Source organism: Pseudomonas sp. 22082 (assembly GCF_052046055.1).
In the GTDB taxonomy this organism is placed as follows: Bacteria; Pseudomonadota; Gammaproteobacteria; order Pseudomonadales; family Pseudomonadaceae; genus Aquipseudomonas; species Aquipseudomonas pharyngis.
The window spans coordinates 66,898-88,867 of record NZ_JBQEQB010000024.1 but is presented as its reverse complement, the minus strand read 5'-3'; the positions used below and the strand labels follow the sequence as shown (position 1 = coordinate 88,867).

Genomic DNA, 21,970 nt, shown 5'->3' with positions numbered 1-21,970 from the left:
TATTATTCTCATAATAATATTCCGCAAGTCACACGCGTGACCGCTGGTCTGAAGCACAGTGTTAAGGAAAAAGAGGATTTGGCCAAACGCCAGACAAACAAAAGGGCCATTCAATAATTGAATGACCCTTATAAAATCCCGCAGAGCGGGTAATCGTGGCGTCCCCTAGGGGACTCGAACCCCTGTTACCGCCGTGAAAGGGCGGTGTCCTAGGCCACTAGACGAAGGGGACACAAACCTTCTGTACAACTGATCAGCGCTGAGTACTGATCGATTCAAGGCCGGTGTGGCCAGACCTTGAACTGTAAATTGGTGGAGCTAAGCGGGATCGAACCGCTGACCTCCTGCATGCCATGCAGGCGCTCTCCCAGCTGAGCTATAGCCCCGGATTTTTCGCCTCTCGGCGGAGCGACATCTTGCAACATCGCTTCTGTAAAACTGGCGTCCCCTAGGGGACTCGAACCCCTGTTACCGCCGTGAAAGGGCGGTGTCCTAGGCCACTAGACGAAGGGGACGCAAACCCTTCTATACAACTGATCAACGCTGAGTGTTGATCGCTTCGAAGCCGGTGTGGCCAGGCTTCGAAGTGTAAATTGGTGGAGCTAGACGGGATCGAACCGTCGACCTCTTGCATGCCATGCAAGCGCTCTCCCAGCTGAGCTATAGCCCCTCATCGTTGATGTCATCGCTGAGGACGGGGCGAATCTTAAGGGCGTATCGAAAGGCTGTCAAACTTATTTTTGAAAAAATTCAAAATTTTTTGTCGGCATTACAATCACTTACCGCCCTCCCCCCGTAAATTCGGGGGAAAACGCCGAAGGACATGATCAAAAGATCATGACCTTCGGCGCGTCCTGCAGAGTCAAACGCAATCAGGCGATGGCGCCCAACAGCTTTTCCCACTCTTTGTTTTCTTTTTTCGACACGCCGCCAAGCAGGTCAATCGCCTGGCGCAGACGGAAACGGGTCAGGTCCGGCCCAAGGATTTCCATCGCATCGAGCACCGACACCGAACTCGCCTGCCCGGTGATTGCAGCAAACATCAGCGGCATCGCGTCACGCAGCTTCAGCTCGAGGGATTCAACCACCGCCTGAATCGTCGCGGTGATGCTGTCCTTCTCCCACTGACGCAGGCTCTCAAGCTTCCACAGGATCAACTGCATCAGTTGACGAACCTGATCGCCCGACAGCTTTTTCGATTCGAACAGCTTGGCATCCGGGTTCACGCCACCGGCGAAGAAGAATCCGGCCAGCGGTGCAACCTGGCTGAAGGTTTCGACGCGGCCCTGAACGTGCGGCGCGATCTTCATCATGTATTCGGAATTGAACGCCCACTTCTGTACGCGAGCGGCGAACTCTTCCACCGGCAGATCACGCAGCCACTGGCCGTTGAGCCACGACAGTTTCTCGATGTCGAAAATCGGCCCGCCCAGCGACACGCGCTTGAGGTCGAAGTTGTCGACCATTTCCTGCAGCGAGAACTTCTCGCGCTCGTCCGGCATCGACCAGCCCATGCGGCCCAGGTAGTTGAGCATCGCCTCAGGCATGAAGCCCATGCGCTCGTAGAACGTCACCGAAGTCGGGTTCTTGCGCTTGGACAGCTTGCTCTTGTCCGGGTTACGCAGCAGCGGCATGTAGCACAGTTCCGGTTGTTCCCAGCCGAAATACTCGTAAAGCAGGATCAGTTTCGGCGCCGACGGCAGCCATTCTTCGCCACGCAGCACGTGGGTGATACCCATCAGGTGATCGTCGACCACGTTGGCCAGGAAGTACGTCGGCAGGCCGTCGGTCTTCATCAGCACTTGCATGTCCATGCGATCCCACGGGATCTCGACATCGCCACGCAGCATGTCCGGCACCACGCAGACGCCTTCACTCGGCACCTTCATGCGGATCACGTGCGGCTCGCCGGCAGCCAGGCGACGGGCGACTTCTTCCTTGGACAGCAACAGCGCCCGGCCGTCGTAACGCGGGGTTTCGCCGCGAGCCATTTGCTCGGCGCGCATCTGGTCCAGTTCTTCAGCGGTGCAGAAGCACGGGAAGGCGTGGCCCATGTCGACCAGCTGCTGGCAGTACTTCTGGTAGATATCGCCGCGCTCGCTCTGACGGTAAGGACCGTGCGGACCGCCGACGTCCGGGCCTTCGCTCCAGTCGATACCCAGCCAGCGCAGGGCGTCGAAGATCTGCTGTTCGGACTCGCGGGTCGAACGCAACTGATCGGTGTCTTCGATCCGCAGGATGAACTCACCGCCGTGCTGCTTGGCAAAGCAGTAGTTGAACAGTGCGATGTAAGCGGTACCTACGTGGGGATCCCCGGTAGGCGATGGCGCGATGCGAGTGCGGACGGTGGTCATGGCATGTCTCGAAAAGAATGAAAAGCAAAGAACGATCAAGCGGCGAATGGTAACAGGCGACACCCGCCCCGCTCCAGCGGGCAGGGCATTTAAGCCAAGGTTGCGTCTGGAACGCCCGTTGGCCGTGGTGAATGGCCGAATATCAACAGACGGCATTTACCGCTCATCGGCTGTGTGCCAGATTCGCCTGCTGATAACTTTCCTTACAATTCCTCGACTACAGTTTGCCCATGCCTGCCCAACTCAAGCGTCGTCTGTTCATTTTCCTGTTGCTGGTCCTGCTGATTGCCGGGGGCTTTTTGGCCCATTGGTTTTTCAAGGGACGCTTTTATGAAAGCACCGACAACGCCTATGTCCAGGGTGAAATCACCCGCGTGTCGAGCCAGTTGAGCGCACGCATCGAGGAAGTGCTGGTGCAGGACAACCAGCATGTGGAAAAAGGCCAGTTGCTGATTCGTCTCGAACCGAATGATTTCCGCCTCGCCGTCGATCGCGCCAATGCCGCCCTCGCCACCCGCGAAGCCGAACGCCTGCAGGCCCAGAGCAAATTAACTCAGCAATCGAGCCTGATCGCCGCCAGCGATGCACAAGTGGCAACCACACAAGCCACCCTCGGGCGCTCGCAGATGGATTTGTCGCGGGCAGAAACCCTGCGTAAACCCGGCTACGTCTCCGAGGAGCGGGTCACCACCCTCTCCGCCGACGCCCACATCGCTCGCTCGCAAGTGGCCAAGGCCCAGGCCGATGCCCAGAGCCAGCGCCAGCAGGTCAACGCGCTGACCGCCGAGATCAAACGCCTCGATGCGCAGATTGCCAACGCCCGCGCCGACCTCGCCCAGGCCGAACTGAACCTGACCCGCAGCGAAATCCACGCACCGATCAGCGGCCTGATCGGCCAGCGTGCCGCGCGCAATGGTCAGGTGGTGCAGGCCGGCGCCTATCTGCTTTCAATCGTTCCGGACGAAGACATCTGGGTGCAGGCCAATTTCAAGGAAACCCAGATCGGTCACATGCAGCCGGGCCAGAAAGCCGAGCTGCTTTTCGATGCCTACGGCGATACGCCGATCGAGGCCCGGGTCGACAGCCTGTTCGCCGCCTCCGGCGCGCAGTTCAGCCTGTTGCCGCCGGACAACGCCACCGGCAACTTCACCAAGGTCGTGCAGCGGATTCCGGTCAAGCTGACCTTCAAGGCCGATAACCCGCTGCACGGCAAGATCCGTCCGGGCATGTCCGTCACCGCCACCGTGAATATCAAAGACGCCGCCGACAATGGCCGGTGATTCACTGATCCGCCCGGTCGGCGAACCGACCCGGCGGGACTGGATTGCGGTGATGAGCGTGATGCTCGGCGCCTTCATGGCGGTGCTCGACATCCAGATCACCAACTCCTCGCTCAAGGATATTCAGGGCGCCCTGTCGGCGACGCTGGAAGAAGGCTCGTGGATTTCGACGTCTTATCTGGTGGCGGAAATCATCATGATCCCGCTGACCGCCTGGCTGGTGCAGTTGCTGTCGGCACGGCGGCTGGCGGTGTGGGTGTCGCTGGGGTTTCTGATTTCGTCGCTGCTGTGCTCAATGGCCTGGAGCCTGGAGAGCATGATCGTGTTTCGCGCCATGCAGGGCTTCACCGGCGGCGCGCTGATCCCGCTGGCATTCACCCTGACCCTGATCAAACTCCCCGAACATCACCGCGCCAAAGGCATGGCGATGTTTGCCATGACCGCTACCTTCGCCCCGTCCATCGGACCGACCCTCGGCGGCTGGCTCACGGAGAACTGGGGCTGGGAATACATCTTCTATATCAACATCCCGCCGGGGCTGATCATGATCGCCGGGCTGATGTACGGGCTGGAGAAGAAAGAAGCGCACTGGGAGCTGCTGAAAAGCACCGATTACACCGGCATTCTCACCCTGGGTATCGGCCTCGGTTGCCTGCAGGTTTTTCTTGAGGAAGGCCATCGCAAGGACTGGCTCGAGTCGAGCCTGATCGTGACGTTGGGCAGCATCGCCCTGCTGAGCCTGATCACCTTTGTGATCGTGCAGATTTCCAAGCCCAATCCGCTGATCAACCTGGGTATCCTGCGCAACCGCAATTTCGGGCTGTCGAGTATTTCCAGCCTCGGCATGGGCGTTGGGCTGTACGGTTCGATCTATCTGCTGCCGCTGTATCTGGCGCAGATCCAGAACTACAACGCCCTGCAGATCGGCGAAGTGATCATGTGGATGGGCGTGCCGCAGCTGTTTCTGATTCCGCTGGTGCCGAAACTGATGAAATTCGTCTCGCCGAAATGGCTGTGCACGATCGGATTCGGCCTGTTCGGGCTGGCGAGTTTTTCATCCGGGGTGCTCAACCCGGATTTCGCCGGGCCGCAGTTCAACCAGATCCAGATCATCCGCGCGCTGGGCCAGCCGCTGATCATGGTGACCATTTCGCTGATCGCCACAGCATATATCCTGCCGCAGGACGCGGGTTCGGCATCGAGCCTGTTCAACATCCTGCGCAACCTCGGCGGCGCCATCGGCATCGCCCTGCTCGCCACCCTGCTGGATGCGCGCACCAAGACCTACTTCGATTACCTGCGTGAAGCGGTGGTGCCGACCAACCCGCAGGTGGCCGAACGCCTGGCGTCGATGACTGATCGGTTCGGCAGTGACACGGCGGCGCTGGGAAAATTGAGCGAAATCGTCCATCAGCAGGCGCTGATCATGGCCTACAACGATGCGTTTCACTTTGTCGGGATTGCGCTGGGGATCAGCATGCTGGCGATTTTGCTGACCAAGAAATTGCCCGCCGGACTGAAGGCCGGCGAGGCACATTAACCTTGAGCGGACGCAGAGCGTCCAGGGCTGCATTCCCACGCAGAGCGTGGGAACGATCCGTCAAACGGCCAACAGCCGCTCACGCAGCTTGGCGATTTCGTCGCGCATCTGTGCTGCCGCTTCGAATTCCAGGTCGCGGGCCAACTGATACATCTTCTCTTCCAGTTGACGGATGCGCTTGGTGATCTCGCTCGGTGAGCGCAGTTCGGCTTCGTACTTGGCGTTTTCTTCGGCGGCCTTGGCCATGCCTTTGCGCTTCTTGCTGCGCGAACCGGGCACGGTGGCGCCTTCCATGATGTCAGCGACGTCCTTGAACACGCCCTTCGGCGTGATGCCGTTGGCCAGGTTGAAGGCGATCTGCTTGTCGCGACGACGCTCGGTTTCGCCGATGGCCCGCTCCATCGAACCGGTGATGCGATCCGCGTAGAGAATCGCCCGGCCATTGAGGTTACGCGCCGCCCGGCCGATGGTCTGGATCAGCGACCGCTCGGAACGCAGGAAACCTTCCTTGTCCGCGTCGAGAATCGCCACCAGCGACACTTCCGGCATGTCCAGACCTTCACGCAGCAGGTTGATCCCCACCAGCACATCAAAAGTACCCAGACGCAGGTCGCGGATGATTTCCACCCGCTCGACGGTGTCGATGTCCGAGTGCAGATAACGCACACGCACGCCGTGATCGGCCAGGTAATCGGTCAGATCTTCGGCCATGCGCTTGGTCAGCGTGGTGACCAGCACTCGCTCCTCTACCGCGACGCGCTTGGTGATTTCCGAGAGCAGATCGTCGACCTGGGTCAGCGCCGGGCGCACTTCAACCTGCGGGTCGACCAGACCGGTCGGGCGCACAACCTGTTCGATCACCCGGCCGGCGTGTTCGGCTTCGTAGTTGCCGGGCGTGGCCGAGACGAAAATCGTCTGCGGGCTGACCCCTTCCCACTCGTCGAAGCGCATCGGCCGGTTGTCCAGCGCCGATGGCAGGCGGAAGCCGTATTCCACCAGGGTCTCTTTACGCGAGCGGTCGCCCTTATACATCGCGCCGACCTGCGGCACGCTGACGTGGGATTCGTCGATCACCAGCAAGGCGTCGGCTGGCAGGTAATCGTAGAGCGTCGGCGGCGCCGCACCGGCCGGACGACCCGACAGATAGCGCGAGTAGTTTTCGATGCCGTTGCAATAACCGAGTTCGAGGATCATCTCCAGGTCGAATCGGGTGCGCTGCTCCAGGCGCTGGGCTTCCACCAGTTTGTTGTTGTTGCGCAGATACTCCAGGCGCTCCTGCAACTCGACCTTGATCCCCTCGATGGCGTCGAGCAGGGTTTCCCGAGGCGTCACGTAGTGGCTTTTCGGATAGAAGGTGAAGCGCGGCAGCTTGCGGATGACCTCGCCGGTCAGCGGGTCGAACGCGGAAATGCTCTCCACTTCGTCATCGAACAACTCGATGCGGATCGCTTCGAGGTCGGATTCCGCCGGGTAGATGTCGATCACATCGCCGCGCACCCGGAAGGTCGCCCGGGCGAAATCCATGTCGTTGCGGGTGTATTGCAGGTCGGCCAGGCGCCGCACCAGCGCACGCTGGTCGAGCTTGTCGCCGCGATCGACGTGCAAGACCATTTTCAAATAGGTTTCCGGGCTGCCCAGACCGTAGATGCACGAGACCGTGGTGACGATGATCGCGTCCTTGCGCTCGAGCAGTGCCTTGGTCGCTGACAGGCGCATCTGCTCGATGTGGTCGTTGATCGACGCATCCTTCTCGATGAAGGTGTCGGACGATGGCACGTAGGCTTCGGGCTGGTAGTAGTCGTAGTAGGAAACGAAGTATTCGACGGCGTTGTTCGGAAAGAACGACTTGAACTCGCCGTACAACTGCGCGGCCAGGGTCTTGTTCGGCGCCAGCACCAGGGTCGGGCGCTGCACCTGGGCGATGACGTTGGCGATGCTGAAGGTCTTGCCCGACCCGGTCACCCCGAGCAGCGTCTGGTGCGACAGCCCGGCTTCGATGCCTTCGACCATCAGGCGAATGGCTTCAGGCTGATCGCCGGCAGGGTCGAATCGGGTGACGAGCTGGAATTCAGACATAAACACCTCTGGAATCACGACACTGCTGGCAAACCGCAGCACCATGAGAATGACCGCAAACGACCGATGTCGCGCAAGAAAAAACGAAGATTGTGCTGAATGTGGAGCCGATTGCCTCGCCTTTCAAGGCAAACGTCCTACATCCGGTAAAGTCTCCGACAAGTCCATTCGACTAACGGTCGAGAAATAATCGGAAAAACTTACCTTAAAAGCCGATTCGCCTGTCGCCATTGATCGATGATGGCCTCTATACTAGCTCCCCGTTTGTGCACCGCTCTAGTGCATTCGGCTGGAGCGCCACACGTCCCTCCACTCTCCATTAGAGCTGCCGTAAAAATGAGCCTGTTCTCCGCTGTCGAAATGGCACCCCGCGATCCAATCCTGGGCCTCAACGAAGCATTCAACGCCGATACCCGGACCAATAAGGTCAACCTCGGGGTGGGTGTGTACTGCAACGAAGAGGGGCGAATTCCACTCCTGCGCGCCGTCATCGAAGCCGAAACCCTTCGCGCCGCTCAGCACGCCTCGCGCGGCTACCTGCCGATCGACGGCATCGCGGCCTACGACCAGGCCGTGCAAAAGCTGCTGTTCGGCAATGATTCGCCACTGCTGGCGGCTGGCCGCGTTGTCACCACCCAGGCCGTCGGCGGGACCGGTGCACTGAAAATCGGTGCCGACTTCCTCAAGCAACTGCTGCCAAATGCCGTTGTGGCCATCAGCGACCCGAGCTGGGAAAACCACCGCGCGCTGTTCGAAACCGCTGGTTTCCCGGTGCAGAACTACCGCTACTACGACGCCGCCACCCACGACGTGAACCGTGCCGGCCTGCTCGAAGACCTCAACGCCCTGCCGAATGGCTCGATCGTCGTGCTGCACGCCTGCTGCCACAACCCGACCGGCGTCGACCTGAGCCCGACGGACTGGAACAACGTGCTGGAAGCGGTCAAGGCCAAAGGTCACGTGCCGTTCCTCGACATGGCTTACCAGGGTTTCGGTGACGGCATCGCCGAAGACGCCGCTGCCGTGCGTCTGTTTGCCGAATCCGGCCTGACCTTCTTCGTATCGAGCTCGTTCTCCAAGTCGTTCTCGCTGTACGGCGAGCGCGTCGGTGCGCTGTCGATCATCAGCGAATCGAAAGAAGAAAGCGCCCGCGTCCTGTCGCAAGTCAAACGCGTGATCCGCACCAACTACTCCAACCCGCCGACCCATGGCGCAAGCATCGTTGCCGCGGTGCTGAACAGCCCGGAACTGCGCGCTCAGTGGGAAGCCGAACTGGCTGAAATGCGCTTGCGCATTCGCGGCATGCGCGAGCAGATGGTTGCTCTGCTGGCCAAGAAAGCCCCGCAGCGTGACTTCAGCTTCGTCGGTCGTCAGCGCGGCATGTTCTCTTACTCCGGCCTGACCACCGAACAGGTTCATCGCCTGCGCAACGAGTTCGGCATCTACGCCCTGGACACCGGCCGCATCTGCGTCGCTGCGCTGAACCAGAGCAACATCGAAGCCGTGACGGACGCCATCGTTCAGGTCATCTGATCCGGCGCCGCACTGAAAACGGGAAGCCTTCGCGCTTCCCGTTTTTTATTTGTCTGAAGAAAAGCCGCTACACCCTCTAGACTGCACCCAAACGATATTTCAGAGAGACGACATGAAAAACGATGACCTGCGCGCTGACCGCGACGATCTGGATGACTTCATCCCCCGCGCCCCGGCCAAACGCGGCAACAACCTGGTGCTGCAAGTCGCGGCCGGGGTGTTTCTCGGCGGGCTGGCGCTGTGGCTGGTGCAACTGGGTGCGACGATGCTGTACGCCAAACTGATGCTCGGCACCTTCACGTTCGGCGGTTAAGCCAGTTCCGCTGCACGCTGAGTCGCCGCATCGTCATAAACGACGTAGAGCGATTCGGCGATCTGGCTCTTGATGGCCTTGGTGCTTTCTAGGCCGAGGACAAAACCTTCGGCCTTGCCGCCTGCGCGGTTCAGCTCTTCAGCCGTACCGGCCTGAGTGATCGCGTCGTAAAGCTTTTCGGCATGTGGGCCAACGCCTTTGGGCAGGCTGATTTGCGCGGTGCTCATGCGAACACCTCGACAGGACAATGGGTGAGGATGGGACTATTCATGGCGCGTACCTTTTCGGCGAATGGCCGGCAGCGCGTGTGACCACTTCCGGGCGGCCATGGTAGACCTCTGGTGGAGTTCTGGTAACCGCCAATCGCCGATAAACCGCCGCCCGTCCTGACCTTTCCAACAAATTTACATCTCGCGCTTGACTAGTCTTTTTAAATCAGTAACATACGCACCAATTCCGCAATAGCTCAGTTGGTAGAGCAAGTGACTGTTAATCACTGGGTCCCTGGTTCGAGTCCAGGTTGTGGAGCCAAATACAGAGCCCCTGAATCGAAAGATTCAGGGGCTTTTTAGTGGGCGCTGAAAAAAACGGCGACATAGAAAAAGGGCCGATCAGTTTTCCAGCTGATCGGCCCTTTTCATTCAACTACAACGGTCAGACGTGCTCGCTGCTCTTGGCATGTGCCTTCGGTACGCCATGACCGTGATCCGCATCCGGATCGATCACCGGCACTTCATTGCCGTCGCAGTCATGCAGCTTGCCGTCGCTGAAGTAGTCGCCTTCACGCAGCGCTGCCAGATCGCGATAACGCAGGGTCCGCTCTTCTGCCGCCGCAAACACCGACTGCTGATCCGAGTTACCCGCTGTGAAGTGGTTGAACGCCAGGTTCAGCAGGATCGCCATGATCGCCGACGAGCTGATGCCCGAATGGAAAATGGTCGCGAACCAACTCGGGAAGTGATCATAGAAGTTCGGTGCGGCAATCGGGATCATGCCGAAACCGATCGAGGTGGCGACGATGATCAGGTTGACGTTGTTGCGGTAATCGACCTTGGACAGCGTGCGGATGCCACTCGCCGCCACGGTGCCGAACAGCACGATACCGGCGCCGCCGAGTACCGAGGTCGGCACGGCTGCGATGACCCGGCCCATGAACGGCAGCAGGCCGAGGACCACCAGGAAGATACCGCCGGTCGCCACCACATAGCGGCTCTTGATCCCGGTCACCGCCACCAGCCCGACGTTCTGGGCGAAGGCGCTTTGGGTGAACGAGCCGAAGATCGGTGCAAACATGCTCGATAGCATGTCCGCCCGCAGGCCGTTGCCCAGACGCTTGGAGTCGACCTTGGTGCCGATGATTTCACCGACCGCCAGGATGTCCGCCGAGGTTTCCACCAGAGTCACCATGACCACGATGCACATCGACAGGATCGCAGCGAAGTGGAAGGTCGGCATGCCGAAATGGAACGGCGTCGGGAAGCCGAACATCGGGCCCTGGGTGACGCTGGAGAAGTCCGCCATGCCGAGGAACACCGCCAGCACCGTGCCGATCACCATGGCCAACAGGATCGACAGACGCGAGATGGTCGAGCTGCCGACCTTGCTCAGCAGCAACACCAGCACCAGCGTGACCGCCGCCAGACCGATGTTCTGCATGCTGCCGAAATCAGGGGCGTGACTGTTGCCGCCCATGGCCCAACGTGCGGCCACTGGCATCAGCGTCAGGCCGATGGTGGTGATCACAATGCCGGTTACCAGCGGCGGGAAGAACTTGGTGATTCGCGAGAACACCGGCGTGATCAGCAAACCGATCAACGACGCGGCTATCACCGCGCCGAGCACCGACTGGAAGCCGCCCTCCCCGCCACTGCTGACAATCGCCACCATGGTGGCAACGCCAGAGAACGACACGCCCTGCACCAGCGGCAACTGACAGCCGAAAAACGGTAAACCCAGGGTTTGCAGCAACGTGGCCAGTCCCCCCGCAAACAATGAAGCAGCAATCAACAGACCGATGTCCGCCGGCGAAAGCCCGGCGGCCTGACCGATGATCAGTGGCACCGCGACGATACCGCCATACATGGTCAGAACGTGTTGCAGGCCGTAAGCCATATTCGCGCCGACCCCGAGATTCTCGTCCTCGGGCCGTTGGTGTGAAACATGGGGCGTTTTCATGGTGGGGGAGTTCCCTGGTTTTTGTTATGCACACACTGTATGCAAGAGTCAGGACAAATGTCCATAGACTTGTATACAACTTGTCAGTCACATAATGGTTAGCTAGCCACCCAACCTTCTATCCCGCTGCTTTCATCCCACAAATTCGGCAACACATCCCCAATCGAGTCCACGCTTTATCCGCCTAGGCTGAAGTGTTCACGGCGACCGACGGCGCGGCCGCACTCTTTTTTATACATATAAAGTATGCATAATGAAGTCATTCAAGATTCAGTTCGACAAAAGCAAGAATGCTGCCAACAAACTCAAGCACAGAGGGATCAGCCTCGCCGAGGCCGAACCGGTCTTCTACGACGACCGAGCACTGACCATTGAAGACAACGACCATGACGAGCAACGCTGGATCACACTCGGCAACGACGGCAAAGGACGTTTGTTGGTTGTTGCGTACAGTTACCGCGAACCGAATTTCGTTCGAATCATTTCCGCACGTGTCGCTACACCGAGTGAACGTCGCGAATATTTTCTGGAGGCTGACCGATGAAAGACGAGTACGACTTCTCTCAGGGCAAACGCGGCGCATTGGCGCCCACCAAGGGCAAAACGCGCATCACCATCATGCTTGATGATGCGGTCATCGAAGCGGCACGTGCGGTCGCCGAAGAGGAAGGGTTTGGCTATCAGACGGTAATCAACAACACCCTGCGCCACGCATTGCTTAACAGCCGAGACGCAACCGATGAACTCGAACATTCCAGCGGGCAATTCAAGCAAGGCATCACCGCCACCGACCTCAAGAGCCTTGAGAAAAAACTGTCGGCGGCCGTGAACGAGATCCGGCGGGTGCTGGAACCGGACGTCAAACCGTAGCGTTCAAACTGGCTGAATCAAGCGCGCCAGAGCCTCTCGTGCACCGGGCTGGTGCGGCAAGTGCAGGCCAAATTCCCGTTCCAGCAATTCGATCAGTTCATCGACATCTGTCACTTCGCGCCGCTCGCTCTCGGCGCCGATGCGGTGAATGGCGAAACTGCCGTTGTTCAGCGTACGCCGCCAGCCGTCGCCGGTACGCGCCACCATCAGGCGCTGGGCGAATGGTGAGTCCGGGTGGGTCGACACGTACCAGTTGCCGAGGGTGTAATCGATGTCTTCCTGGCGTTGCAGGTCGAACAGGTACATCGGCCGCCATTCGCCGGCGACTTTGGCCCGTAGCATGTAGCCATCGGCCTGCACTTCGATGCGATACGGTTCGTGAGGCGTGGATTGCTCGGCGTCGGTATCCAGCACCAGCGGCGCGGTCGGCACCATGCCGCCGAAGCCGACGTCGGTGATGTAGCGCACGTCGTCAATGGTCACCAGGCTCAAGCGGTGGGTGCGCGCCGTCCAGCTGCCCTCGGGCTGATTCATGACCACTCGCCCGCTGATGCCCCGCGCATCGAACCCCAGCTCCAGCAACAAGGCCAGAAACAGGTTGTTCAGCTCGTAGCAGTAACCGCCACGGGCGTCGTTCAGGACCTTGCGCTCAATGGAGGGCAGATCGATCAGCACAGGTTCGCCACTCAGCGTCGACAAGTTTTCGAAAGCAAAGGCGCCGGTATGGCGCAGTTGCAACAGGCGCAGGGTTTCGAGGGTCGGTGTCGGGGGCGTATCGAATCCCAGGCGTTGCAGATACTGTTTCAGATTCGTCAGGCGTGGCTCGCTCATGGCTGGGTCCTTTTGCATGGGGCGCGGATCGTTCCGCCGATGGTCGCCATGTATACGGGATCCGGGCCTCGAATCGACAATTGAATTAACCAATCACCGGCTAGCGTCTTTTACGCGAATCGATGCGAATCCACGTCGGTGCGTGATCACTGGCATGCGGTTCGTTGCGCACCCAGGCATCCACACCGGCCTCGTGCAGATAAGGGCTCAGCTTTGGATTGAGCAGCAGATGGTCGATCCGCAGCCCGGAGTTCTTCTGCCAGTGCTGGCGGAAATAGTCCCAGAAGGTGTACAGCCGATCTTCGGGATACAGATGCCGCAAAGAGTCCGTCCAGCCCTGATCCAGCAGACGCTGATAGCACTCGCGGCTCTCCGGTTGCAACAACGCATCCTTGAGCCAGGAACGGGTGTTGTAGATATCCAGATCGGTGGGCACCACGTTGTAATCGCCGGCCAGCACCACCGGGTGATCGCTGCTTTGCAGATCCTTGGCGTATTTGATCAGGCGCTCGAACCAGGCCAGTTTGTAGTCGAACTTCGGCCCCGGTTGCGGATTGCCATTGGGCAGGTACAGGCATCCCACCAACACCCCGTGCACCGCCGCTTCGAGGTAGCGGCTGTGTTTATCGTCGGGATCGCCGGGCAAACCGCGCCGGCTCTCCAGCGGTTGCGCATCGCGGGCAAGAATCGCCACGCCGTTCCATGAAGCCTGACCGTGCCAGATGGCGCCGTAGCCGGCGGCCTCCAGATCGGCGGCGGGAAACGCGCTGTCCACCAGTTTCAGCTCCTGCAAACAGGCGATGTCCGGCTGCTCGCGCCTGAGCCATTCCAGCAGGTTTGGCAGTCGGGCCCGCAGGCCGTTGACGTTGAACGTGGCAATGCGCATTTTTTTCATCGTCGGGGTTCCTGCCATTGACCGATAAAAACTCTGACATCCGCCCACTGCGACGGTTGCGTCGGATCCTTCCCGTGCGGCGTAATGGGCCCTCGCCCGATTCGCCGAGAACCCGCTCATGCAAACCACGCTGCAAGGCCAGGGAATCATCCTGCGCCCGCTTCAATACGCCGACGCCGATGCCCTGCTCCGCGCTGCCGCCGACGGTGAACTGTGGAACCTCACGGTCACCGTGGTGCCGTCGGCGACCACCGTCGACGCTTACCTGAAGAAGGCCCTCGACGGCCGTGAGGCCGGGACGGTCATGCCGTTTGTCATCGTATTGAAGGAAACCGGCGAGCTGATCGGCTCGACCCGGTTCTGGAAAATCGACCCGCTCAACCGCAAGCTGGAGATCGGCAGCAGCTGGATTTCGGCACGTTTTCAGAAGACCTTCGTCAACACCGAGGCCAAGTACCTGATGCTGCGCCACGCCTTCGAAGTACTCGATTGTGTTCGGGTGCAGTTCACCACCGACGAGAACAACCAGAAGTCGCGCAACGCGATCCTGCGGCTCGGCGCGCAGCAGGAAGGCATCGTCCGCCACGAACGCATCATGCCGGACGGCCGCAAGCGCAACTCGGTGCGCTTCAGCATCATCGATGACGAATGGCCGCAGGTGCGCCTGAACCTGGAACGCAAACTGGCGGATTACGGCCTGCGCTGAAGGCTCAGACGCGATTGCGCAGCCATTGCAGGAACCCTTTTTTCGGCGCCAGCACCGGGGTTTCTTCCGTCAGGGATTGCGCCTTGTGCAGGCGGAAATCGAGCAGCGCCTGCATCGCGTCGTTGATGTCGTGACGAGCGTCCAGGCACGGCTTGAGATAAGACTTTTCAATGCGATACAGCGCGCAGAAGGTCTTGGCGGAGAAGTCGGCCGGCAACGACGTATCGGACAGAATCCCCGCCTCGCCGATCACCTCACCCGGCCCCATCCGTCCAGACTCGAACGGCGTGCCATGGCGCTTGAGCGTCACCGAGACCACACCGGACTCGATGATGAACAAGTGATCGCTGACCTCGCCGCCCGCGAGGATCATCTCACCGGCCCGGAAAGTTTGCAGGGTCATGTTCTGGCTGAAGGTTTCTTTCTCTTCCTGACGCAGGGTGGAGAAAATCGGCGAGCTGTCGAGCAACGCCCGAGGGCGCGAGAGATTGCTCGCCACGCCGGGCTCATCGCTCGATAGCAGATTGACCCCGGACGCTTGCAAGTGCCGGAACGCCAGGTCGAACAGCTGATTGCGCACCACGCGCTTTTCGCTCATCGAGGCGACGAACCCGCTGATTTCATATTCGGCGCCGGCGCTGTTGGAGTTCTTCAGTGCGACGCTCGGCGCGGGACTCTCCAGCAATTGGCGACAGCCCTGCATCGCCCGCTCCAGGGCCTCGATCACCGAACTGGGCCGCGCATGGGGGCTGACCTGCACGCTGACGGCAACCCCGAACATATTGCTCGGCCGGCTGAAGTTGATGATCTTGGCTTTGGCCGCCAGCGAGTTGGGAATCACCGCCATGCTGCCCTGACTGGTTTGCAGGCGCGTGGCGCGCCAGTCGATGTCGGTGACCCGGCCTTCGGTGCCGTCGATGGAAATCCAGTCATCCAGTTGATAAGGCTTGGTGGTGTTGAGCACGATCCCGGAAAACACGTCGCTCAAGGTGCTCTGCAACGCCAGACCGACGATGATCGCCAGCGCCCCGGAGGTTGCCAGCACGCCCTTGACCGGCAGATCCAGCACGTAGGCCAGCGCCGCGATAATGGCGATCAGGAAGATCACCGCACCGAGCAGATCCTGCAACAGCCGCCCGGTGTGCCCGACCCGCTGCATCATCACCGCGCCAATCAGAACCGTCAGGGTGCGCGCGCCGAACAGCCACCAGCCGATCTGCAACCCGGTCGCCGCCAGGTGCAACGGTACATTGTCGGCCCACGGCGCAGGCTCCATCGGATTGAGCCCTTCGTTGAACAGCAGGATGCTGAACAGGGCAAAAATCAGCACCCGCACCAGCAGTTTCCACGCGCTGCCGTGGGCGCTGATCAGGCGCCACAGACCGAGATCGACCAGGATCAGGATCAAGGCGCAAAACAACGGATGATCGGTGAGCAGAGACAGCATCAAACAACTCCGACAGGGGCCAGTCGCGAGAAGATCGCACAGATTGGCCTCAGTGTAGGAGTAATTGATTTGGCGGGATGAGCGCCACTGCGCGCGCTCAAAAAAAACCGGCAGGCGCACGTGGCGCCTGCCGGGATTTTCAGCCGTGCATCTGGCCGAAGCGGCCGGACTGGAAGTCGGCGAAAGCCTGGTGGATTTCCTGCTCGGTGTTCATCACGAACGGGCCGTGGCCGACAATCGGCTCGTCGATCGGCTCGCCACTGAGCAACAGCACCACCGCGTCCGCGCTGGCTTCAAGGGTGATGCGATCGCCATCACGCTCGAACAGCGCCAACTGGCCTTCGCGCATCGACTCCCCACCGTTGATCTGAACCGAACCCTTCAACACCACCAGCGCCGTGTTGCGGCCTTCGTGCAGATCCAGCGAGAGCAACTTGCCAGTGTTCAGTCGCAGATCCCACACATCAATAGGCGTGAACGTGCGGGATGGACCTTTGTGGCCGTCGAACTCACCGGCGATCAGACGAAGGTTGCCGGCACCGTCCTTGAGCGCGATTTGCGGAATATCACTGTCCAGAATGGTCTGGTAACCCGGCGCGGCCATTTTGTCCTTGGCCGGCAGATTCACCCACAGTTGCACCATTTCCAGGTTGCCGCCGGTTTTGGCGAAGTTTTCCGAGTGGAATTCTTCATGCAGGATGCCGGAAGCCGCCGTCATCCACTGCACATCGCCCGGGCCGATGGTACCGCCGCTGCCGGTGGAGTCGCGGTGCTGCACTTCGCCTTCGTAAACGATGGTCACGGTTTCGAAGCCACGGTGCGGATGCTGCCCCACGCCGCGGCGTTCAGTAGTCGGGGTGAATTGTGTAGGCCCGGCGTGATCCAGCAGCAGGAACGGGCTGATGTGTTTGCCCAGATTGTCGTAGGAAAACAGGGTGCGCACCGGAAACCCATCGCCGACCCAGTGGCCGCGAGGGCTGGTGTAGATACCGATCAGGTTTTTCATGGTGGACTCCGTCATCAGGTTGATCATGGGCCAATCATAAATTCGCCACCTATTTAGTACTAGTCAGCCAAAACCGTCCTCATCGTCCTACTGATGGAACAATGACCGATTGGCGTGATTCGTGACTTTCAGTCAACAGTACTTTGCCCCGACAGCGGTTTTTCCCAAGGAATCAGACGCGGATACTCCTGCCCATTCCCACTGCAACCCTGGAGTCCTGCATGTCTGTTCCCGCTTTCGGTCTTGGTACGTTTCGCCTGCAAGGCCAGGTGGTCATCGATTCGGTGAGCACTGCCCTTGAACTTGGTTACCGAGTCATCGACACCGCACAGATCTACGAAAACGAGGCCGACGTTGGCGCAGCCATCGCTGCCAGCGGCATTGCCCGTGAAGAGCTGTTCATCACCAGCAAGATCTGGATCGCCAACTTCGCCGGGGATCGTCTGATCGAAAGCCTCAAGGAAAGCCTGCAAAAGCTGCAGACCGACTACCTCGACCTGACGCTGATCCACTGGCCGTCGCCGGAAGATCAGGTGCCGGTGGAGGAATTCATGGGCGCGTTGCTGGAAGCCAAACGCCTGGGCCTGACCCGGCAGATCGGCGTGTCCAACTTCACCATCGACCTGATGAAACAGGCGATTGCTGCGGTCGGTGCGCAAAACATCGCCACCAACCAGATTGAACTGCACCCATACCTGCAAAACCGCAAGGTCGTCGAGTTCGCGCAAAGTCAGGGCATCCAGATCACGTCGTACATGACCCTGGCCTACGGCGAAGTGCTGAAGGATCCGCTGATCGTGCAGATCGCCGAGCGCCTGCATGCCACCCCGGCGCAGGTCACGCTGGCGTGGGCGATGCAATCGGGTTACGCGGTGATTCCGTCGTCGACCAAACGCGCCAACCTGCAAGGCAACCTCGGTGCCACGGCGCTGACCCTGAGCAACGCCGACATGGCGCTGATCGCCACACTGGAGCGCGGCCATCGCCTGACCAGCCCCAAAGGCATCGCGCCGCAGTGGGACTGATCGATCAGGCCTGAAGCTGCTGCGCGAGGTCGTGCATGGCCTCGCGCAGCGAATCGATGGCGGCCATCAATGCCGCTTCGGGCTGATCGGCCCGGCAGGCCTGTTCGAGCAGCCGACACGCCGAGACCACACGCTCGGCACCGATCATGTGCGCCCCGCCCGTGATGTGATGCGCCAGATCACGCAAATCGGCGCGGTCATTTTTGCGGCCTGATTCATCCAGACGCTTCAGGTCGATGCGCAGACTGCTCAGCACCTCCTCACGCAATTGCCCGATCAGCGGGTTGTCCGCGCCTGCCATTTGTAACAGCGCACTCAGGTCGAACGCGGCCACTGCCGGATCGTCCACACTCTCGACCTGCGTTCCCCCGGATGTGGCGACCATCAGCGCCTGGCTCAATTCCCGCAGCAGAACCGGCTTGAACAGGCAATCGTCCATCCCGGCCGCCCGGCATCGGTGCTTCTGTTCCATCCGCGCATCGGCGGTAAATCCAAGGATCAGGCAGGGCCCCCTGCCCGTTGCGGCTTCTTCCTGACGCACCGCGCGCGTCAGTTCATATCCATTGAGCCCCGGCATGTTGATATCGGTGATCAGTGCATCGAAGGAGTGCCTGCGCCACAGCGCCAGCCCGCTCTCACCACCTTCGGTTTCAACGGGGCGATGGCCGAGTTCACTCAACTGTCGGCACAACAACAGGCGATTCACGGGATGGTCATCCACCACCAGCACGTTCAGCGACTTGACCGCCGTCGCCACGGGTGCCGGTGCAGCCTCCTGCACCAGCGGCTGCAGCACTGGCAGTTCCAGTCGCAGCATGACCTGAGTGCCCCTGCCCGGCTCGCTGGTCATCCACAAATCACCCCCCATCATCCGGCACAGGTTGCGGCTGATCACCAACCCCAGGCCAGAACCGCCCTGCGCCGCAGTCTGATGATCGCCGACCTGCACAAACGGGCTGAACAAGCGTTGCTGATCCTCGGCGCTGATTCCCCGGCCACTGTCTTCAATGGCTACACCCACTTCAATCAGCCCGTCCTGTTCGCCGAATACGCGCAAGCGCAGGCTCACCTCGCCGTCATCGGTGAACTTGATGGCATTGCTCAACAGATTCGACAGCACTTGTTTGAAACGCAGGGCATCGATCATCACCTCGACGTTGCTGCGTTCATCCAGCTCCACATGCCACAACAATTGCTTCTGCCGGGCCAGGCCTTCGAAAATCCGACACACCGACTGCACCACCTCGCGCAGATTGACCCGTTCGGGAACCAGCGACAAATGCCCAGCCTCAATGCGCGCGATGTCGAGAATATCGCCGATCAATGCCAGCAATTGCTGCCCGGCACTGGACGCCACCTCGATCGCCTGGCGATCGGTCACGCCTTCATCGGCACGCTTGAGGGCCAGTTCAAGCATGCCGATCAGGGCATTCATCGGTGTGCGGATTTCATGGCTCATGGTCGCCAGAAACGTGCTCTTGGCACGATTGGCTTCATCGGCCGCCTCCTTGGCCTCCTGCAACTGTCTTAACCATTGTTGACGCTGACGGATCTGCCGACGCTGAAAGGCGATCCAGCCCAACGCCAGCAACAGCAACCCGGCGGCAATGGCAAACCCGCGCAGGATTTGCTCTCTATGACGCTGCCAATAGCTGTCCTGCAACACCACGTTACGACTCCAGCGCGCGACCAGGCCATCAATTTCCTGGGGTGCAATGCCCAGCAGCGCTTTGTTCAGAATCGATTGCAGTTGCGGGGCATCGGGCGCCGTGGCCATGGCAATCCGGGCCGGTTGATCACCCAGCGTGGAGACAATCCGCAAGCGCTCACGGTACTGGTGATCGATCTGATAACGCGCCACCAGCAACGAGCTCAATGTCGCATCAGCCCGACCATCAAGCAGCGCCCGCGTACCGTCCGCCGGACTCGGCAACTCGATCAGGCTGATCTGCGGCACGTGCTCCAACAGATATTCGCGCAGCGGATTACCGCGATAGAGCGCCAGACGTTTACCCGCCATCTCCTCGAGACTGCGCGGCGCCTGTGCCTTCAAATCGGTGATCAAGACGAAGGGGCTGTTGGTGTACGACCGGGTGAACCGCATTTCAAGTTCACGCTCGCGGCTCGGTGTCAGCACCGGCAACAGATCCAGCTCCCCGCTCCTGAGCTGCTCGACCTGACGATCCAGAGACTGACCTCGGACCACCTCGAATGTCAGGCCACTGCGCTGACTGATCAGGTTGAGCAGTTGTGCAGTCAGGCCGCTGAACCGGCCATCGGCATCAAAGAATGCCAGCGGCGCAAAATCGTCGATAGCACCGACCCGCACCACCGGATGCTGATCCAGCCATTGCTGCTCGCTGTCGCTCAGACTTACCCGCGACTGCGCTGCCCTGTCGGCGCGCCCGGCACTCCAGCGCAGCTCCATCGCAAGGCGCTGCTCCATGGGAATCGCCAGCAGGGCCTTGTCGACCAGACGTTTCAACCGCGTGTTGCTGCGGGTCAGGGCGAAGCCGAACGGGTTGGCGTCAAGGCCCGAGGGGCCCGCCAGTTGCAGGTCGTTATAAAAATGAGTGTTGATCAGATAGCTGGCGCTGATGAAGTCGCCAAGGTAGAGCGCATCCCGACCGAACGCCACCGCGCCGAGGGCATCGAGAATCGAGCGATAACGCTGCAGGGAGGCTTGCGGGTAAGCCTGCTCGATGGTCGAGGCTGGCAGGTAGTCGTCCACCATGGCGATTCGCTTGCCGGCCAGATCGTCGGGCAATGGTTCGTCGAGCCGGGTCACCCACATCGGCTGATCTTCGGCGTAGGCACGGGACAGCATCAGTTCGGGGTCGGCGATCTCGAAGTTGTTCGACGTGCCCAGCAAATCCAGATCACCGGCCTTGAGCGCGGCCATCGCACTTGCGCGGTCGGGATAGCACCAGACTTCGACGGCGAGATTGAGTACCTGTGCAATCGCATCGGCGTAATCGGCGGTGAGGCCTTCCAGCTCATGGCGCTTGCGGGTCAGTTCAAAGGGCGGGTAATCCGGCCAGGAGGCACCGATGCGCAATACCGGATGCGCGCTCAGCCACTGTTTATCCTGATCATCAAGGCGAACCTGCACGCCTTCCAGGCGGGTGCGGGAAACAATTTCCAGTCTTTGCGCACTCGTCGCCGCCTGAGCTGTGCCTGCAAACAACAGTGCCAAGAGAAAAACCAACCGCAACGGCCTCATCATGGAAAGCCTCTCAGAACAGATCGTTGCGCACGACCAGCTCTCGCAACGTCACTGAGGACGTTATTCCCAGTTTGAGCATCAATCGGGTCTTGTAGGTGCTGATGGTTTTGTGACTCAGGTTCATTTCCAAGGCGATGAGTTTGTTGGACTTGCCGTGAGCCAGTTGCACCAGAATATGCAATTCGCGGTCGGACAGCCGATCAATCAACTGCCGCTCATCACTCAGTGCATCGAGTTGTCCTGAACTGACACCGTGCATTTCAGGAAAAAAAGTGTAGCCCGAACGCACAGCCTTGATCGCATTCTCGAGCTGTTTCAGGTCGGCAGACTTTTCCACGAAGGCCATCGCTCCGGCACGCCGGCAACGCATCAGGAAACTGTTCCGGGGAGCCGAGGTGAAAATCACGACTTTGCAAACCAGCCCGATAGCCCTGATACGCTCCAATACATCCAGCCCGCCCATACCTGCAAGGTTCAGGTCGAGAATCATCAGATCCGGCGCATGTTCACGAATCATCGGCACGACGTCGACGCCGCTCGACACCACGTGAATCTGCTTATAGCCCAACCCATGCAACAGCATATGGATGGCAGAGACGACCACCGGGTGATCTTCGGCAAGCAGTACTCGACCCATGACCACTCCCGGTGCGATTACATAGTGATGAAGCCACCGATCTTGCATGAACGGGA

General features: G+C 60.1%; 18 protein-coding genes and 5 tRNA genes. 9 read left to right on the top strand and 14 right to left on the bottom strand.

Features of this window, described 5'->3' with window-relative positions; all coding sequences use genetic code 11:
* Positions 1-156: 156 nt before the first annotated feature.
* The 5 genes from ACTJK9_RS24365 to gltX form a co-directional block, all read right to left on the bottom strand.
* Positions 157-232, bottom strand: a tRNA-Glu gene (locus tag ACTJK9_RS24365).
* 78 nt (positions 233-310) lie between these two features.
* Positions 311-386 (bottom strand) — tRNA-Ala (locus ACTJK9_RS24360).
* A gap of 53 nt (positions 387-439) precedes the next feature.
* Positions 440-515, bottom strand: a tRNA-Glu gene (locus tag ACTJK9_RS24355).
* A gap of 79 nt (positions 516-594) precedes the next feature.
* Positions 595-670: transfer RNA gene (locus ACTJK9_RS24350), tRNA-Ala, on the bottom strand.
* Between the two features lie 202 nt (positions 671-872).
* Positions 873-2,354, bottom strand: a complete 1,482-nt coding sequence (gene gltX, locus ACTJK9_RS24345) for a glutamate--tRNA ligase (RefSeq protein ID WP_007956429.1) — start codon at positions 2,352-2,354, stop codon at positions 873-875.
* A gap of 230 nt (positions 2,355-2,584) precedes the next feature.
* On the opposite strand from gltX, the gene ACTJK9_RS24340 reads away from it, so the two are divergent.
* Positions 2,585-3,634 (top strand): HlyD family secretion protein, encoded by a 1,050-nt coding sequence (locus ACTJK9_RS24340; RefSeq protein WP_440816823.1) that lies wholly within the window; start codon positions 2,585-2,587, stop codon positions 3,632-3,634.
* Positions 3,635-3,683: 49 nt separating this feature from the next.
* A complete protein-coding gene (locus tag ACTJK9_RS24335) occupies positions 3,684-5,174 on the top strand; it encodes an MDR family MFS transporter (protein WP_170844900.1) in 1,491 nt (496 codons plus the stop codon).
* A gap of 60 nt (positions 5,175-5,234) precedes the next feature.
* On the opposite strand, the gene uvrB is transcribed toward ACTJK9_RS24335, so the two are convergent.
* Entirely contained in the window at positions 5,235-7,250 is a 2,016-nt protein-coding gene (gene uvrB / locus ACTJK9_RS24330; RefSeq protein WP_011333338.1) for an excinuclease ABC subunit UvrB, read from the bottom strand.
* A 336-nt stretch (positions 7,251-7,586) separates the two neighbouring features.
* Between uvrB and ACTJK9_RS24325 the strand changes: the two genes are divergently transcribed.
* Entirely contained in the window at positions 7,587-8,783 is a 1,197-nt protein-coding gene (locus ACTJK9_RS24325) for an amino acid aminotransferase (RefSeq protein ID WP_085612831.1), read from the top strand.
* Positions 8,784-8,895: 112 nt separating this feature from the next.
* Entirely contained in the window at positions 8,896-9,096 is a 201-nt protein-coding gene (locus ACTJK9_RS24320) for a hypothetical protein (protein ID WP_007956421.1), read from the top strand.
* Here the strand turns inward: ACTJK9_RS24320 and ACTJK9_RS24315 are convergent.
* Positions 9,093-9,323 carry a hypothetical protein gene (locus ACTJK9_RS24315; RefSeq protein WP_039770137.1) on the bottom strand — a complete coding sequence of 77 codons (231 nt, stop codon included), beginning with the start codon at positions 9,321-9,323 and terminating at the stop codon, positions 9,093-9,095. The two genes, ACTJK9_RS24320 and ACTJK9_RS24315, sit on opposite strands and share 4 nt — an antisense overlap.
* A 228-nt stretch (positions 9,324-9,551) precedes the next feature.
* Between ACTJK9_RS24315 and ACTJK9_RS24310 the strand changes: the two genes are divergently transcribed.
* Positions 9,552-9,627, top strand: a tRNA-Asn gene (locus tag ACTJK9_RS24310).
* A 123-nt stretch (positions 9,628-9,750) separates the two neighbouring features.
* Here the strand turns inward: ACTJK9_RS24310 and ACTJK9_RS24305 are convergent.
* Positions 9,751-11,271, bottom strand: coding sequence for a nucleobase:cation symporter-2 family protein (locus tag ACTJK9_RS24305; protein ID WP_085612833.1), 1,521 nt, complete (start codon positions 11,269-11,271; stop codon positions 9,751-9,753).
* A gap of 253 nt (positions 11,272-11,524) precedes the next feature.
* Here ACTJK9_RS24305 and ACTJK9_RS24300 point away from each other — a divergent pair, with 253 nt between their 5' ends.
* Together ACTJK9_RS24300 and ACTJK9_RS24295 are read left to right on the top strand one after the other, a co-directional pair.
* A complete protein-coding gene (locus ACTJK9_RS24300; protein WP_085612835.1) occupies positions 11,525-11,815 on the top strand; it encodes a BrnT family toxin in 291 nt (96 codons plus the stop codon).
* Positions 11,812-12,141, top strand: a complete 330-nt coding sequence (locus ACTJK9_RS24295) for a BrnA antitoxin family protein (RefSeq protein WP_085612837.1) — start codon at positions 11,812-11,814, stop codon at positions 12,139-12,141. The genes ACTJK9_RS24300 and ACTJK9_RS24295 overlap by 4 nt, the downstream gene beginning before the upstream one ends.
* Before the next feature lie 3 nt (positions 12,142-12,144).
* Here the strand turns inward: ACTJK9_RS24295 and ACTJK9_RS24290 are convergent, their stop codons facing one another.
* Positions 12,145-12,972, bottom strand: a complete 828-nt coding sequence (locus ACTJK9_RS24290) for an arylamine N-acetyltransferase family protein (protein ID WP_085612838.1) — start codon at positions 12,970-12,972, stop codon at positions 12,145-12,147.
* A 100-nt stretch (positions 12,973-13,072) separates the two neighbouring features.
* Complete coding sequence (gene xth / locus ACTJK9_RS24285) at positions 13,073-13,867, bottom strand: exodeoxyribonuclease III (protein WP_085612840.1); 795 nt, start codon at positions 13,865-13,867, stop codon at positions 13,073-13,075.
* Positions 13,868-13,985: 118 nt separating this feature from the next.
* Here xth and ACTJK9_RS24280 point away from each other — a divergent pair, with 118 nt between their 5' ends.
* Positions 13,986-14,573, top strand: a complete 588-nt coding sequence (locus tag ACTJK9_RS24280; protein WP_221399134.1) for a GNAT family N-acetyltransferase — start codon at positions 13,986-13,988, stop codon at positions 14,571-14,573.
* A gap of 4 nt (positions 14,574-14,577) precedes the next feature.
* Here the strand turns inward: ACTJK9_RS24280 and ACTJK9_RS24275 are convergent, their stop codons facing one another.
* Both ACTJK9_RS24275 and ACTJK9_RS24270 read right to left on the bottom strand, forming a co-directional pair.
* Positions 14,578-16,020, bottom strand: coding sequence for a mechanosensitive ion channel domain-containing protein (locus tag ACTJK9_RS24275; protein ID WP_440816815.1), 1,443 nt, complete (start codon positions 16,018-16,020; stop codon positions 14,578-14,580).
* A 139-nt stretch (positions 16,021-16,159) separates the two neighbouring features.
* Positions 16,160-17,026 carry a pirin family protein gene (locus tag ACTJK9_RS24270; RefSeq protein WP_440816812.1) on the bottom strand — a complete coding sequence of 289 codons (867 nt, stop codon included), beginning with the start codon at positions 17,024-17,026 and terminating at the stop codon, positions 16,160-16,162.
* Between the two features lie 221 nt (positions 17,027-17,247).
* Here ACTJK9_RS24270 and dkgB point away from each other — a divergent pair, with 221 nt between their 5' ends.
* On the top strand, positions 17,248-18,051 hold the full coding sequence (dkgB, locus tag ACTJK9_RS24265; protein ID WP_440816810.1) for a 2,5-didehydrogluconate reductase DkgB: 804 nt from the start codon (positions 17,248-17,250) through the stop codon (positions 18,049-18,051).
* 4 nt (positions 18,052-18,055) lie between these two features.
* On the opposite strand, the gene ACTJK9_RS24260 is transcribed toward dkgB, so the two are convergent.
* Both ACTJK9_RS24260 and ACTJK9_RS24255 read right to left on the bottom strand, forming a co-directional pair.
* A complete protein-coding gene (locus ACTJK9_RS24260; RefSeq protein ID WP_440816808.1) occupies positions 18,056-21,277 on the bottom strand; it encodes an ATP-binding protein in 3,222 nt (1,073 codons plus the stop codon).
* 10 nt (positions 21,278-21,287) lie between these two features.
* Entirely contained in the window at positions 21,288-21,914 is a 627-nt protein-coding gene (locus ACTJK9_RS24255) for a response regulator (RefSeq protein WP_440816805.1), read from the bottom strand.
* Positions 21,915-21,970: the final 56 nt, after the last annotated feature.